We start from the raw sequence: 13,597 nt of genomic DNA, 5'->3' as shown, positions 1-13,597 counted from the left end.
TGCTGCAGCTGGCCGACGACGAACTGGACGATGAACAGGACATCTCCCCGGCTGATGTGCTGCAGGCACCGGCCGAACCTGCAGAGGCAGCGGCAGAAACCGAGCCCGCCGAGGACACGGCACCGACCGCAGCAGAACCGGCACCGGAACCCGAATCCGCCGAAGAACCGGCCCCCGAACCGGCGGCTGCGCCCGAACCCACCGGGGAGATGCTGGAAGACGCCATCCCGCCGGCCATGGAAGAAGGTCTGACCGACGCCGTGCCGGAAGAACCGGCTGACCCGGTCGAGGCAGCCGAAGAACCCGCCTCCGAAGCCGCGATGGACATGGCAGAGAACGCCGAAGAGGCTACCGAACAGCTGGCCGAAACCACCGACGCAAGCACCGTTGAAGCGGATGAAGCCGAAACGGACGCGCCGTCCACCGAGAGCGCCGCACCGCAGACGGACGGCGAAGGCGCCCAGCTGGCTGCCCAGGCGCTGGAAGAGATGGAAACCGCCCTGCAGCTGAAGCAGGAGGTGGAGGACATCGCCGCCCAGGTGGACGCCTCCAGCCGCCATACCGCCGCGGCCGCCGTGGTGGCCACCGAGGAGGTGCAGAAGGCGGCGGAAGCCACCCAGGCGGCGCTGGAGCAGACCTTCGCCGCCGCCGACCGCGCCTTCGAGACCGTGCAGGCCGCCGGCATCGAGGTGGATCTGGACAATCTGCCGGAATGGGACGATGAGACGCTACGCAACCGTCTGGCCGAACTCAAGGCCCGCAACGACGCCCTGCGGCAGAAGAACGAAGCACTCAAGGCACGACTGGCAAGCTTCAAATAAGGATCGCGACCCATGCCCAACTCGGACGAGATGCTTGACCTGCTGGCGGAAGTGGACAGCCCCGCCGCGGATGCGCCAGCGCAGAAAAAGCCGGGGGCCGGCGGCGCCCGCCCAAGCGAAGTGCTGCTGAGCGCCACCGAACAGGCACAGGAGGCGGCGGAACTGGCCCAGCTGGCCGCTGACCGCACCCTGGCGCTGGGCAAGCAGCAGAAGGAAAGCCTGATCGAAATGACCGAGGCGCTGGGCAGCTGGCGCCACGCCAGCCGCAGCGCTCTGAAGGAGATCAAGACCGCCCGCAACCGGGTGGGCATCATGGTGGGACTGACCGCCTTCCTGACCGTCTCGGCGCTGGGCGGCGGCGCATGGATTCTGTGGCAGCTGAAGAAGCAGGGCGAGTCGGTCAAGGCGGACATGCTCGACCTGCTGCAGACCCAGCTCAACCTGCAGAACCAGAAGATCCAGCTCAAGATCGACGAACTGGCCTCGGTGGTGGAAGCCCTGCAGCGGGATCTGAAGAACATGGGGCCATCATCCCATCAGGCCAGCATGACGCCGGTGCGCATTCTGCCACCGGGGGCAGAGGCGTCCTCCACCGAACCGCTGCACGAACCACAGGCGGGTCATGACGGCCACGCACAGGTTGAGGCGCACGGCCCCGCCACGCCACACGCCGCGGACACGCACACTGCCGCAGAAGCCGAACCTGCGCCCGCCCACGCACCGGCTCCGATTCATGACGCGCCAGCCCATGCCGCTGCTGCACCGGCTGCACCCGTGGATCTGACTCCGCTGGCTGCGCAACTCGATGAACTCAAGACACAGCTGCAGCAGCTGCTGGCCCGTCAGCAGGCGATGCATGCCACGCCGTCTGTCCCGGCCCCCCATGGTGGCGCTTCGCCTGAACTGGCGCGCCAGCTGAATGAAGTGCGCCGTCTGGTGGCGGAACAGAGCAAACAGCTCAAGATCATCCGCGCCGCCCTGTGGAAACTGCGCCAGCAGACCACGGTCGCCAGACCGACGGCCAGATCGGGCGCCGGTGGCGAGATCATCTCTCTGCGCCGCGCCATCGAGCAGCTGACCCGCCAGATCCGGGCGCTGCAGAGCCAGCAGGAGAAAATGCGCGCCGAGATCCGCGCGCTGAAGAAAGAGACCGCCCGCCTGTCACTGGAGCGGCCCTACAGCTACCGGGCGCCGCCGCTGAACGTGGAGTGACCCGCCGGCGCTCAGTCGGCGTGGCGCTTCAGCTCGATGATGAAGTCTTCCAGATCAATCTCCGCCGTCAGCGGCACCGGAGCGTAGTTGCCCACGCCGATGCCCGCCTCATGCACGCTCTCAGGCCGGCCGGAGATGAGCGGATGCCAGTCGGGCAGCGGCTTGCCCTCATGCAGCAGACGGTAGGCGCAGGTGGGCGGCAGCCAGTGGAATTCCCGCACCCGCTCCAGCGTCAGCGGCACGCACTCGGGCACGTTCACGTGGCGGTTGGGGTAGTCGGTGCAACGTCCCGTCGCGGGGTCGGACCAAGGGCAGATGACCCGGGTGTAGTCCACCTCGCCGGTGTCCTCGCACTCCAGCTTGACCAGACAGCACAGGGCGCAGCCATCGCACAGGGCCTCCCACTGCGCCCGGTTCATCTCCGCAAGCGGCGTGGTCTCCCAGTAGCGGCTGGCCCGCAGCGCCTCGAAATCCATCATTCCACCCTGCGACGCAGCTGAAACGCCTGCGCCAGCGTCTGGGCGTCCAGATACTCCAGCTCGGCGCCGAAGGGCACGCCCTGCGCCAGCCGGGTGACCGTCACGCCGTGCTCATCGGCCAGCTGCTGCAGATACCAGGCGGTGGCCTCCCCCTCCACGGTGGCGTTGAGGGCGAGAATCAGCTCCTCCACGTCGCCTTCGGCCAGCTGTCGGGCCAGCAGATCCAGCCCCAGCTGTTCCGGGCCGATGCCGTCGATGGGCGACAGATGCCCCATGAGCACGAAATAGCGCCCGTCGAACACGCCGGTCTGTTCGATCACCTCGATGTCGCTGGGCGACTCCACCACGCAAATGCGCCGCGGATCACGCCGATCGCTGGCGCAGACGGGGCACAGCGCATCCTCGGAGAAGTTGCGGCAACGGGCGCAGTGACGCACGCTGCCCAGCGCCGCCGTGAGCGCCTCGGCCAGCGCCTGCCCCTCGGGCCGCGCCCGTTCCAGCAGATGATAGGCCATGCGCTGGGCGCTCTTGCGCCCCACGCCGGGCAGCACCTGAAAGGCCTCGATGAGCCGGTCGAGAGCGGGCGCGCGCATCAGAACGGAAACTGCATGCCGCCGGGCAGATTCAGACCGCCGGTGACCTCGCTCATGCGCCGCTGGGTCTCCTCCTCCACCTTGCGCACGGCGCTGTTGACCGCGGCCACCACCAGATCCTCCACCATCTCCCGGTCGTCCATGATGCTGTCATCAATGTCCACGCGCACCAGCTCGTGCTTGCCGGTCATGGTCACCTTGACCAGTCCGCCGCCGGCCTCGCCGGTCACTTCCATGGAGGCGATGGCCTCCTGCGCTTCCTTCATCCTGTTCTGGATCTCCTGCGCCTGCTTCATCAGGCCGGCCAGACCCGCCTTGCCACCTCCAAACATCGCTCTACTCCTTGTCACTCGGTTGGATGGATGATTCGATAATGCGCGCGTCGAAGCGCTGCTGCAATTTGCACACGACAGGGTCGTTGACGAAAGCCGCCTTGAGCTCGGCCCGGCGCCGCTCGGCCTCCTCCCGCAGCCATGTCGCCGGCGTGCAGGCGCCCTGCGGCCAGCCCACCTGCTCCACCCGCCCCAGCGCCTGCGCCAACGCCTCCCCCCGCTGCGCCCACAGGTGCTCGTTGCCCGGCGCCACGGCCACCTGCCAGCGCCCGCCATGACGGGCCGCCACGCTGTTGAGCGCCAGCTCCCGGGTCAGGCCCTCCAGACCGAGCGCGTCGATCTGCGCCAGCCACGCTTCGGGCGACAGCCAGTCCGCTTCTTCCTTTGCCGTGGCGGCCTCCTGCGGCTGTCCGCCCTGCACTGACGCACCGGACGATTCGGCCGGTTCGGGGACGGGGTCTCCCCCATTTTTGCCGGATGCCGCCTCAGCCGCCGCCGACGCGGCCGGAATTTCCCCGCTCTGGCCGGCATTCCGCCGGGTTTGTGCGGCTTCCGGCACTTCCACACCAGATTGTGCCTCTACTGCGGCAGTCTCACCCACAGCACCCGCTGCCACGGGCAGTTCGGCCGGCTCGGAGACGGGGTCTCCCCCATTTTTGCTGGACGCCGCCTCAGCCGCCGCCGACGCGGCCGGAATTTCCCCTTCCTGATATGGTTTCAGGACATTCCCGGCCGCATTCGGCACGGTCGTGGCCGTCTGCGCTGCCTCCGGTTGTGGCGGAACGTCCCATGGCGGCGGCTCGCCCAGCGGTGGCGGGTTGTGAGGGTTCTCCTCCCCGGATAACGGCCCATCCGCCGGCGGGAATGATGGCTGAGGCGCGGTGTCGGAGGCGCCGGGCGCCCGGGAGACGGGAGGCGCCATCATGGCCGGGTCGGCCTGAGGCGTGGATGCCGGGGCGTCCACCGGCTGGGGACTGGCGCTCCGGTCAGTCTGACTCGCCGCCTGTGTCGGCGGCGCGGGCTTTCCCGGCGCCGCGCCTCCCTGTATCCGGGCGCGCAGCTGGCTGAAGACGCTCTGCTTTGCCTCGCCCACCAGCGCCGCCTCGCCAGTGGGCGGCTCCACCAGCGGGGTGGTGTCCAGCGGCGGTTCGGAGACGGGGTCTCCCCCATTTTTGCCGGATGCCGTCTCGGCCGGCGCCGCGACGGCCGGTTTTTTGCCGGGTTGAGGCGCATTCTGCGCCATTGCGGGCGCTTTTTCGGGCTGTCGCGCCGGTTTCTCCGCCGAGAGGACCGGCTCGAAGGCGAGCATGCGCATGACGGCCATCTCGAAGGCGACCCGGGCGCTGGGCGCCCACTGCAGTTCCTTCTGACCCAGCAGGGCGGTCTGGTAGCACTGCTGCACCCGCACCGGGTCGAAACGACGGGCGAAGGTGTCCGCCAGGGTGACGTCCTGATCGGGCGCGGCGGTGCCAAGCAGCTGCAGCAGGGCCATGCGGTGGAACTGCTCGGCCAGCGCTTCCAGCAGGAGGGGGTAGTCGGCGCCTTCCTGCGCCAGCTGGGCGAGCACGCCGGCCAGGGCATCGGCGTTCTGCTCGGCCAGCGCCTCCAGCAATGCCGCCAGCGCCGCTTCGGAGGCCAGTCCGAGCATCTCGCGCACGGTGGTCTCGTCCACCTGGCCACTGCCCTGCACCACCGCCTGATCCAGCAGGCTGAGGGCATCGCGCACGGAGCCGTCGGCATGATGGGCCAGCAGGTGGAGGGCGCCGTCCGTGACGGCGAAGCCTTCCGCCTCGGCCACCCGCCGCAGGTGTTCGGCGATCAGCGCCGGCTGCAGCCGCTGCAGGTTGAACTTGAGGCAGCGGGAGAGCACGGTGATGGGCAGCTTGTGCGGTTCGGTGGTGGCGAGGATGAACTTGACGTGTTCCGGCGGCTCTTCCAGCGTCTTGAGCAGCGCATTGAAGCTGCTCTGGGAGAGCATGTGCACTTCGTCGATCAGGTAGATCTTGAAGCGGCCCTGCGCCGGCAGATACTGGACATTGTCCAGCAGTTCGCGGGTGTCCTCCACCTTGGTGCGCGAGGCGGCGTCGATTTCGATCAGGTCGACGAAGCGGCCTTCGTCAATGGCACGGCAGGCATCGCACTCGCCACAGGGCTCGGGGGTGATGCCGCGCTCGCAGTTGAGCGCCTTGGCGAACACCCGTCCGAGGGTGGTCTTGCCCACGCCGCGGGTGCCGGAGAACAGGTAGGCGTGATGCAGCCGCTGCTGCGCCAGCGCATGGGTGAGCGCCTCGACCACATGGGTCTGCCCCACCAGTTGAGAGAAGTTCCGGGGACGCCATTTGCGCGCCAGCGCCAGTGTCTGCATGGATATTCGAGCCTGGGAAAACGAGAGGCTATTCTATCAGGATGCGGGAGGATGGGTGGCGACCTGCCCGCCGGAACCTCGGCGCCCACGCAGACCCGGTACCGTTGCTTCCTTCCGGACCTGGCGGGGTTCCCGGGCGCGTGTCGCGAGGGGACGAACAGATCACCGCATTGAAACGCCGTCGGAAACGGCGACGCCCATTATACAGGGTTTTGCGTCTCCAGCCACGCCATGTAGTCCCGCAGGGCGCGGTGGGCGTCCTGCAGCTGGCGCAGCGGGCCATCGTCCACCTTGAGGGTGGAGACATCCCGATGGCGGCGGGAAAGGCGCCGCACGGCGCCGTCGATGGTGAAGCCCTGCTCGTGCAGCAGGTGCTTGATCTCCATCACCAGGCGGATGTCCTTGTGCTGGTAGTAGCGGCGGCCGCTGCGCTTGGCCGGGCGCAGCATGGGAAACTCCTTCTCCCAGTAGCGCAGCACATGAGCCTTGAGGCCGCACAGCTGCGCCACCTCGCCGATGGTGAAGTATTTCTTGTCCGGCAGCTCCAGCGTCCAGTTCTCAACCTGAATGACGGCCATGGTTGTCCACCCGGGTCTTGAGTTTCTGTCCCGGCTTGAATGTTACCACGCGGCGGGCTTCGATCGGCACCTCCTCGCCGGTGCGCGGGTTGCGCCCCGGACGGGGGTTCTTGTCGCGCAGCTCGAAATTGCCGAAACCGGAGAGCTTGACCTGCTCGCCGCTGGCAAGGGTGTCGCGGATCTCTTCGAAGAAGGCGTCCACCAGCAGTTTGGACTCGCGCTTGTTGAAGCCGAAGGTCTCGCTCAGGGTCTCGGCCAGATCGGCCTTGGTCACTGTCCTGTCACTCATGGGCTGCTCCTCACTGACGCAACTGTCCGCCCAGCCGGTCGGCCACCGCCTGCACCACGGCCTCGACGGCGGCGTCCACCTCCTCGTCGGAGAGGGTGTGGTCCAGACTGCCGAAGCGCAGCTTGACCGCCAGGCTCTTTCTGTCCTCCGGCAGGCCTTCGCCCGCATACAGGTCGAACAGGCGCACCTCGCGCAGGATGGGGCTGTCCACACCCTCGATCACCCGCTGCAGATCGGCCGCCGGCACCTTGCGGTCGAGGACGAAGGCCAGATCCCGCTGCACTTCGGGGAAGCGGGACACCGGCTGCATCTGCGGCAGACGGGCCTTCAGCAGCGGCGGCAGGGCAAGCTCGAACAGATAGACCGGCTGTGCCAGCTTCCAGCGCCTGTACAGCTGCGGGTGCAGCTGCCCCAGCCAGCCGATGATCTCGCCGTCGTGCTTCACCCAGGCGGACTGCCCCGGATGCAGCGCCGGATGGTCGGCGGGTTCGAAGGTGACCGCCACCTCGGCGGCGGCCAGCAGCGCTTCCACATCCCCCTTGATGTCGAAGAAATCCACCGTCTCCACCGGCGTGTCCCAGTGCAGCGGCGCGCGGCTGCCGAAGATGGCGCCGCCGATGCGCTGCGCCTGCACATAGCCGTCCTCGCCGCGCTCGAACACGGCGCCGGACTCGAAAACACGCACCCGCAGCTGCTGACGCTTCTGGTTGTGGGCCACGGTGCGCAGCAGGCCGGGCATCAGCGACGGACGCATGACCGCCAGCTCCTCGGACAGCGGGTTGGCCAGCGCCACGGTCTGCTGGTCCAGCGCGAACAGTTGCGCTTCCTCCTCCGGAATGAAGCTGTAGGTGATGACCTCGTGATAGCCGCGCTGGATGAGCGCCTCGTGCAGTCTGGCCTGGTCCAGTTCCGTCTCCGGCAGCTCGCCCAGCTGCATGGGGGCGTGCACCGCTGACTCCGGCAGACGGTTGTAGCCGTAGAGGCGGGCCAGTTCCTCGATCAGGTCTTCCTCAATGCCGATGTCGAAACGCCAGCTGGGCGGCGTCACCTGCCACAGACCCGGTTCCAGCTTCTGAACGACAAACTGCAGCCGCTTGAGCAGGGCTTCCACCTGTTCGGCCGGGAAGACCATGCCCAGCACCTGCTCGATCTTCTCCTGACGCAGCGTGATCACGGGGCGGGCCGGCAGATGTTCCGGCGCCTCCACCGCCACGATGTCGCCAGCCTCGCCACCGGCCAGCGTCAGCAGCAGGTCCACCGCCCGCAGCAGCGCCTTGCGCGGCAGTTCCGGGTCCACGCCCCGCTCAAAGCGGTGGGATGAGTCGGTGTGCAGGCCGTACTGACGCGCCTTGCCGGCGATCACCTCCGGCTTGAAATGGGCCGCCTCGAAGAAAATGCGCGTGGTGGCGTCACTCACGGCCGTGGACTCACCCCCCATGATGCCCGCCAGCGCAATGGGGCCGGACGCATCGGCAATGACTAGCGTATCGGGCGTCAGTTCACGCGCCACACCGTCCAGAGTGGTCAGCTTTTCCCCTTCACGGGCCATGCGCACTTCGATGTCCCCCTGCAGGCGGTCGGCATCGAAGGCGTGCATGGGCTGGCCCAGCTCCAGCAGCACATAGTTGGTGATGTCCACCACCAGACTGATGGGGCGCACGCCACAGCGGCGCAGGCGCTCCTGCATCCACAGAGGCGTTTCCACCCCGGCGTTGAAGCCGCGCACCTCACAACCCAGATAGCGCGGACAGGCTTCAGGCGCCGCCACGCGCACCGCCTGTTCGGTGCGGAAGGCCGCCTGCGGCTCCACCAGCGTGTAGGGCTCGGCGTAGTCGCCGCCGGTGAGCGCCGCCACCTCCCGCGCCATGCCCTCATGGCTGAGGCAGTCACTGCGGTTGGGGGTCAGGTCGATGTCGAACACGGGGTCGTCCAGATCCAGATAGACGCGCACGTCCTCTCCCACCGGCGCCTCCGCCGGCAGCTCCATCAGGCCGTCGGACGATTCGGCCAGCCCCAGCTCGCTGGCGGAACAGAGCATGCCGAAGGAGGGCACGCCGCGCAGTTTGGCCTTCTTGATCCTGAAGCCGCCGGGCAGCACGGCCCCCACGGTGGCGCAGGGCGCCTTCATGCCGGGGCGCACGTTGCGGGCGCCACAGACGATCTGCAGCGGCTCCTCACCACCCACATCCACGGCGGTGACATTGAGCTTGTCCGCATCAGGGTGCTTCTCCACGGTGAGCACCTGTCCCACCACCACGCCGGAGAACGGCGGCGCCGCCGGTTCCACGCCGTCCACCTCCAGCCCGGCCAGACTGAGCGCCTCACTCATCTGCTCATCCGTCCAGGCCGGGCGGGTCCATTGTTCGAGCCAGTGTCTGCTTGTCTTCATCGCTTGTGAGATCCGTTTACTTGAACTGCTGCAGGAAACGCAGGTCGTTTTCGAAGAACAGGCGCAGGTCGTCCACGCCGTAGCGCAGCATGGTCAGCCGCTCCACGCCCAGACCGAAGGCGAAGCCCCGGTAGCGCTCCGGATCAATGCCCACATTGCGCAACACGTTGGGGTGCACCATGCCGCAGCCGAGCACTTCCATCCAGCGTCCGTCGCCGAACAGGTCGGTGGCGATGTCCACTTCGGCGGACGGCTCCGTGAAAGGGAAGTAGGACGGACGGAAGCGCACCTTGAGGTTGTCGTCCTCGAAGAAGCGGCGCAGAAAGTCGATGGTCAGTGTCTTGAGCTGGGCGAAGCTGGCGTTCTCCTCCACCACCAGCCCTTCCACCTGATGGAACATGGGCGTGTGGGTCTGGTCAGAATCGCAGCGATAGACCCGCCCGGGCGCGATGATGCGGATGGGCGGCTGCTGCCCCTCCATGACCCGGATCTGCACGCCGGAGGTGTGGGTGCGCAGCACGTCACTGTCGTTGATGTAGAAGGTGTCGTGCATGGCGCGCGCCGGATGGGTGGGCGGAATGTTGAGCGCCTCGAAGTTGTGCCAGTCATCCTCGATCTCCGGCCCCTGCGCCACGGTGAAACCGGCCTGGGCGAACAGGCGCTCGATGCGCGCGAGAGTGCGGCTGACCGGATGGGGCCCGCCGATGTCCACATTGCGACCCGGCAGGGTCACATCCACCGCTTCGGCCTGCAGTTTGGCGGCCAGACGAGCCTCTTCCAGCGCGGCCTTCTTGTCGTTGATCAGCGCCTGCACCGTCTGCTTGGCCTGATTGATCAGCTGGCCGGCCCTGGGGCGCTCTTCCGGTGCCATGCCGCCCAGCTGCTTCATCATCTCGGTCAGCGCGCCCTTCTTGCCCAGAAAGCGCACCCGCAGCTGATCCAGATCAGCCAGCTGCTCGACGGACGAGAGCGCCTGACGCGCCTCCTCCACCAGTTGTTCAAGCCTCTCCTGCATGGACTGTCTCTTCTGCTGAGGATGGAAAGCGGATCATTTTAGCGCACAAGATGCGCGTAAGCTAATGATTTTATTTTGTTTTCTGCATAAAAAAACGGGCACGGGGCCCGTTTTTTCATCGCAGCGAAAAGGATTCAGGCTGCCAGGGCGGCCTTGGCCTTCTCCACCATGGCAGCGAACGCCGCCTTGTCGTTGACCGCCATGTCGGCCAGCACCTTGCGATCCAGCGCGATACCCGCCTTGGACAGGCCGTTGATGAAGCGGCTGTAGGTCATGCCATTGCTGCGGGCCGCGGCGTTGATGCGCGCGATCCACAGACGACGGAACTGACGCTTGCGCTGACGGCGGTCACGGTAGGCATACTGGCCCGCCTTGAATACCGCCTGACGGGCGACGCGGAACACCTTGCGGCGTGCGCCGTAGTAGCCCTTGGCCTGCTTGAGAATCTTCTTGTGACGACGACGTGCGATCACGCCTCTTTTGACTCGTGCCATGACAATCCCTCCTTATACGTACGGCAGCATCTGCTTGACCAGGCCCTCGTCGTGCTTGTGCACGAGCGTCATCTTGCGCAGCTGACGCTTACGCTTGGGGGACTTCTTGGTCAGGATGTGACGCAGGTGGGATTGCTTGCGCTTGAAGCGCCCGCTCGCAGTCTTCTTGAAGCGCTTGGCCGCGCCCCGGTTGGTCTTGATCTTAGGCATCTTTCGATACTCCGCATTGGGCCGGCATTCTCATGCCGACGGGTTTGGACTCATGCCGCATCGCTGCGGCCTTTCTCTTTTCTGTGCAGCACCGAGGAGAGCTGCTCCAGTCAGCCTTGCGGCTGCCGGAAGTGCGCCTTGGCGCCTTTCCTTACTTCTTGGGAACGACCATCATGTGCATCTGCCGACCTTCCATCTTCGGCATCTGCTCGACGGTGCCCAGCTCCTCCACGTCCTGCTGGACGCGTTCGAGCATGCGCAGTCCCAGTTCCTTGTGGGCCAGTTCGCGACCTCTGAACCAGATGGTCACCTTGACCCGATCGCCCTTTTCCAGGAAACGCTTCAGGTTGCGAAGTTTTACCTGATAGTCCCCTTCCTCGGTTCCCGGGCGGAACTTCACTTCCTTGACCTGAACCTGCTTGGCCTTCTTCCGGGCTTCCTGCTGCTTCTTCTGCTTCTGGTAGAGGAACTTGCCGTAATCCATGATGCGGCACACCGGCGGTTCCGCCTGAGGCGCGATCTCCACCAGATCGAGACCGGCCTCCTGTGCCATTTCGCGCGCCTGCTCGAGGGAGACGACTCCCTTCTGCTCACCGTCCTGATCAATCAGCCGGACTTCCGGCGCGGTGATTTCATCATTGATGCGCTCTTTGCGAAGATTTTCCCTTTGTGGCTGCTTGCCACGTCCTCGTCTGACAGCGATGGCTTGTTCCTCCGTTCAGTGATGCAAAAACCCGCCTTCAGGCGGGCAGATTCAGGCTTCCGCGCGCCCCAGCCGGGCCACGTCCTGCGACAGCCGCTCGATGAAGGCCTCCAGCGGCATGGTGCCGAGAGTTTCGCCTTCGCGGGTGCGCACGTTGACGCTGCCGCTTTCCACCTCCTTGTCGCCCACGACAAGGATGTAGGGCACGCGCTGCAAAGTGTGCTCGCGGATTTTAAAGCCAATCTTCTCGTTGCGCAAGTCCGTCTCGGCTCTAAATCCTTGTTTTACGAGCCGATCCGCCACCTGTGTCGCATAGTCCGCCTGCCCTTCGCCGATGGCGGCCACCACCACCTGCACCGGTGCCAGCCAGGCCGGGAAACGCCCTTCGTAATGCTCGATGAGAATGCCCACGAAACGCTCGAGCGAGCCGAGAATGGCCCGGTGAATCATGACCGGATAGTGGCGCTCGTTGTCGGCGCCCACATAGGTGGCCTCCAGCCGTACCGGCATGGAGAAGTCCAGCTGGATGGTGCCGCACTGCCACACCCGGCCGATGCAGTCACGCAGCGAGAACTCGATCTTGGGGCCATAGAAGGCCCCCTCGCCCGGCTGGAGCTCATACTCCAGATTGGCATCCTTCAAACACTGCTCCAGAGCGGCCTCCGCCCTGTCCCAGATCTCATCGGAGCCCACACGCTGCTCCGGCCGGGTGGAGAGCTTGACCTCAATGTTGTCGAAGCCGAAGTCGGCATAGGTGCGATAGACCAGGTCGATACAGCCCTGCACTTCGTCCTTGATCTGATCCTCGGTGCAGAAGATGTGGGCGTCATCCTGGGTGAAGCTGCGCACCCGCATCAGCCCGTGCAGCGTGCCGGAGGCTTCGTTGCGGTGCACCAGGCCGAACTCCGCCAGACGGATGGGCAGGTCACGGTAGGAGTGCAGTTTGCGCTTGTACACCTGAATGTGGCCCGGGCAGTTCATGGGTTTGACGGCATAGTCGCGGTTTTCCGTCTCGGTGGTGAACATGTTGTCCTTGAACTTGTCCCAGTGGCCGGACTTCTCCCACAGACTGCGGTCCATGATCAGCGGCGTGCGGATCTCCTCGTAGCCGCTGGTGCGCAACTGCTCGCGCATGTACTCCTGCACCGTGTTGAACAGCACCGTGCCCTTTGGATGCCAGAAGGCCATACCCGGCGCGATGTCTTCCACATGGAACAGGTCCAGCTGACGGCCCAGCTTGCGGTGGTCGCGCTTTTCCGCCTCTTCAAGCATCTTGAGATGCGCCTTCAGTGCCTCCCTGGTGGGAAAGGCCACGCCATAGATGCGCTGCAGCATCTTGTTGTTGCTGTCACCGCGCCAGTAGGCGCCCGCAAGAGAAGTGAGCTTGAAATGCCTGCACAGGCCCATGCGCGGCACGTGCGGACCGCGGCACATGTCCACATATTCCTGATGGTAGTAGAGACCGAACTCGGTCTCCTCCGGCATGTCCTCGATCAGCTCCAGTTTGTAGTCCTCGCCTCGGGCGGTGAAGATGTCGATGGCCTCCTGCCGCGGCGTCATCTTCTTGACCACGGCGTAGTCGGTCTTGGCCAGCTCCTTCATGCGCTTCTCGATCTTCTCCAGATCGTCCGGCGTCAGGCTGAAAGGCGCGTCCACGTCATAGTAGAAACCATTTTCGATCACCGGGCCGATGGCCATCTTCACCTCGGGATAGAGCTGCTTGATGGCGTGTCCCAGCAGATGGGCGCAGGAGTGGCGCATCACATGCACGCCATCCTCGTCCTTGAGGGTGACGATTTCCAGTTCAGCGTCCTCGTCGATCAGGTCGGTGGCGTCGCGCAGCTGGCCGTTGACCCGGGCACACACGGTCGCCTTGGCCAGGCCGGGGCCGATGTCACGGGCCACATCCAGCGCGGAAACGGGATGGTCGTATTCGCGTTTGCTGCCGTCAGGCAGGGTGATCACAGGCATGGGAACCCTCTCCGAAACACAGATGAATCGCGGTATTTTATGTCAAAACACGCACGCCCGGCGTGGCCGGGCGTGTGACGGGCATCACGGCACGGACGGCCTACTTTTTCAGATAGAGCTCGCCGCCCTGCTCGCGGAACTTCTCC

General features: G+C 65.8%; 14 protein-coding genes and 1 other RNA gene. 2 read left to right on the top strand and 13 right to left on the bottom strand.

Features of this window, described 5'->3' with window-relative positions; all coding sequences use genetic code 11:
- Positions 1 to 821 (top strand): hypothetical protein (locus tag F8K16_RS07890; RefSeq protein ID WP_294949080.1); only part of this gene is annotated, 821 nt, incomplete at its 5' end.
- Positions 822 to 833: 12 nt separating this feature from the next.
- Positions 834 to 2,033, top strand: a complete 1,200-nt coding sequence (locus F8K16_RS07885; protein ID WP_294949078.1) for a hypothetical protein — start codon at positions 834 to 836, stop codon at positions 2,031 to 2,033.
- 11 nt (positions 2,034 to 2,044) lie between these two features.
- Here F8K16_RS07885 and F8K16_RS07880 read toward each other — a convergent pair whose 3' ends face one another.
- The 13 genes from F8K16_RS07880 to thrS all read right to left on the bottom strand — a co-directional run bounded on the left by F8K16_RS07880 (position 2,045) and on the right by thrS (position 13,451).
- A complete protein-coding gene (locus F8K16_RS07880; RefSeq protein WP_294949075.1) occupies positions 2,045 to 2,512 on the bottom strand; it encodes a YcgN family cysteine cluster protein in 468 nt (155 codons plus the stop codon).
- Positions 2,509 to 3,108, bottom strand: coding sequence for a recombination mediator RecR (gene recR, locus F8K16_RS07875; protein ID WP_367122936.1), 600 nt, complete (start codon positions 3,106 to 3,108; stop codon positions 2,509 to 2,511). The genes F8K16_RS07880 and recR overlap by 4 nt, the downstream gene beginning before the upstream one ends.
- A complete protein-coding gene (locus F8K16_RS07870; RefSeq protein ID WP_294949069.1) occupies positions 3,105 to 3,437 on the bottom strand; it encodes a YbaB/EbfC family nucleoid-associated protein in 333 nt (110 codons plus the stop codon). The genes recR and F8K16_RS07870 overlap by 4 nt, the downstream gene beginning before the upstream one ends.
- Before the next feature lie 4 nt (positions 3,438 to 3,441).
- Positions 3,442 to 5,802 (bottom strand): DNA polymerase III subunit gamma/tau, encoded by a 2,361-nt coding sequence (gene dnaX / locus F8K16_RS07865; protein ID WP_294949066.1) that lies wholly within the window; start codon positions 5,800 to 5,802, stop codon positions 3,442 to 3,444.
- Between the two features lie 61 nt (positions 5,803 to 5,863).
- Positions 5,864 to 5,962, bottom strand: an RNA gene (ffs, locus tag F8K16_RS07860) — signal recognition particle sRNA small type.
- Positions 5,963 to 6,002: 40 nt separating this feature from the next.
- A complete protein-coding gene (locus tag F8K16_RS07855; RefSeq protein WP_367122931.1) occupies positions 6,003 to 6,380 on the bottom strand; it encodes a MerR family transcriptional regulator in 378 nt (125 codons plus the stop codon).
- Positions 6,361 to 6,669 carry an integration host factor subunit alpha gene (locus F8K16_RS07850; protein ID WP_294949064.1) on the bottom strand — a complete coding sequence of 103 codons (309 nt, stop codon included), beginning with the start codon at positions 6,667 to 6,669 and terminating at the stop codon, positions 6,361 to 6,363. The genes F8K16_RS07855 and F8K16_RS07850 overlap by 20 nt, the downstream gene beginning before the upstream one ends.
- 10 nt (positions 6,670 to 6,679) lie before the next feature.
- Entirely contained in the window at positions 6,680 to 9,058 is a 2,379-nt protein-coding gene (gene pheT, locus F8K16_RS07845) for a phenylalanine--tRNA ligase subunit beta (protein ID WP_294949061.1), read from the bottom strand.
- A 16-nt stretch (positions 9,059 to 9,074) separates the two neighbouring features.
- Entirely contained in the window at positions 9,075 to 10,073 is a 999-nt protein-coding gene (gene pheS / locus F8K16_RS07840; protein ID WP_294949056.1) for a phenylalanine--tRNA ligase subunit alpha, read from the bottom strand.
- Positions 10,074 to 10,207: 134 nt separating this feature from the next.
- A complete protein-coding gene (gene rplT, locus F8K16_RS07835) occupies positions 10,208 to 10,567 on the bottom strand; it encodes a 50S ribosomal protein L20 (protein WP_294949053.1) in 360 nt (119 codons plus the stop codon).
- Positions 10,568 to 10,579: 12 nt separating this feature from the next.
- A complete protein-coding gene (gene rpmI, locus F8K16_RS07830; protein WP_294949050.1) occupies positions 10,580 to 10,777 on the bottom strand; it encodes a 50S ribosomal protein L35 in 198 nt (65 codons plus the stop codon).
- 151 nt (positions 10,778 to 10,928) lie between these two features.
- A complete protein-coding gene (gene infC, locus F8K16_RS07825; RefSeq protein WP_367122934.1) occupies positions 10,929 to 11,420 on the bottom strand; it encodes a translation initiation factor IF-3 in 492 nt (163 codons plus the stop codon).
- 111 nt (positions 11,421 to 11,531) lie between these two features.
- Positions 11,532 to 13,451 (bottom strand): threonine--tRNA ligase, encoded by a 1,920-nt coding sequence (gene thrS, locus F8K16_RS07820; RefSeq protein WP_294949047.1) that lies wholly within the window; start codon positions 13,449 to 13,451, stop codon positions 11,532 to 11,534.
- Positions 13,452 to 13,597 lie beyond the last annotated feature (146 nt).

Origin of the sequence: Sulfurivirga sp., from assembly GCF_015490265.1 — a bacterium.
Lineage (GTDB): Bacteria > Pseudomonadota > Gammaproteobacteria > Thiomicrospirales > Thiomicrospiraceae > Sulfurivirga.
Note: the sequence above shows the minus strand (reverse complement) of the source record. Positions and strands in the feature narration are given on the sequence as shown.

What these genes read in the sequence shown, in the direction of transcription:
- thrS (WP_294949047.1), bottom strand. Translation starts at nt 13,451, where the DNA reads ATGCCTGTGATCACCCTGCCTGACGGCAGCAAACGCGAATACGACCAT.
- F8K16_RS07855 (WP_367122931.1), bottom strand. Translation starts at nt 6,380, where the DNA reads ATGGCCGTCATTCAGGTTGAGAACTGGACGCTGGAGCTGCCGGACAAG.
- pheS (WP_294949056.1), bottom strand. Translation starts at nt 10,073, where the DNA reads ATGCAGGAGAGGCTTGAACAACTGGTGGAGGAGGCGCGTCAGGCGCTC.
- F8K16_RS07885 (WP_294949078.1), top strand. Translation starts at nt 834, where the DNA reads ATGCCCAACTCGGACGAGATGCTTGACCTGCTGGCGGAAGTGGACAGC.
- pheT (WP_294949061.1), bottom strand. Translation starts at nt 9,058, where the DNA reads ATGAAGACAAGCAGACACTGGCTCGAACAATGGACCCGCCCGGCCTGG.
- F8K16_RS07880 (WP_294949075.1), bottom strand. Translation starts at nt 2,512, where the DNA reads ATGATGGATTTCGAGGCGCTGCGGGCCAGCCGCTACTGGGAGACCACG.
- F8K16_RS07870 (WP_294949069.1), bottom strand. Translation starts at nt 3,437, where the DNA reads ATGTTTGGAGGTGGCAAGGCGGGTCTGGCCGGCCTGATGAAGCAGGCG.
- rpmI (WP_294949050.1), bottom strand. Translation starts at nt 10,777, where the DNA reads ATGCCTAAGATCAAGACCAACCGGGGCGCGGCCAAGCGCTTCAAGAAG.
- rplT (WP_294949053.1), bottom strand. Translation starts at nt 10,567, where the DNA reads ATGGCACGAGTCAAAAGAGGCGTGATCGCACGTCGTCGTCACAAGAAG.
- dnaX (WP_294949066.1), bottom strand. Translation starts at nt 5,802, where the DNA reads ATGCAGACACTGGCGCTGGCGCGCAAATGGCGTCCCCGGAACTTCTCT.
- F8K16_RS07850 (WP_294949064.1), bottom strand. Translation starts at nt 6,669, where the DNA reads ATGAGTGACAGGACAGTGACCAAGGCCGATCTGGCCGAGACCCTGAGC.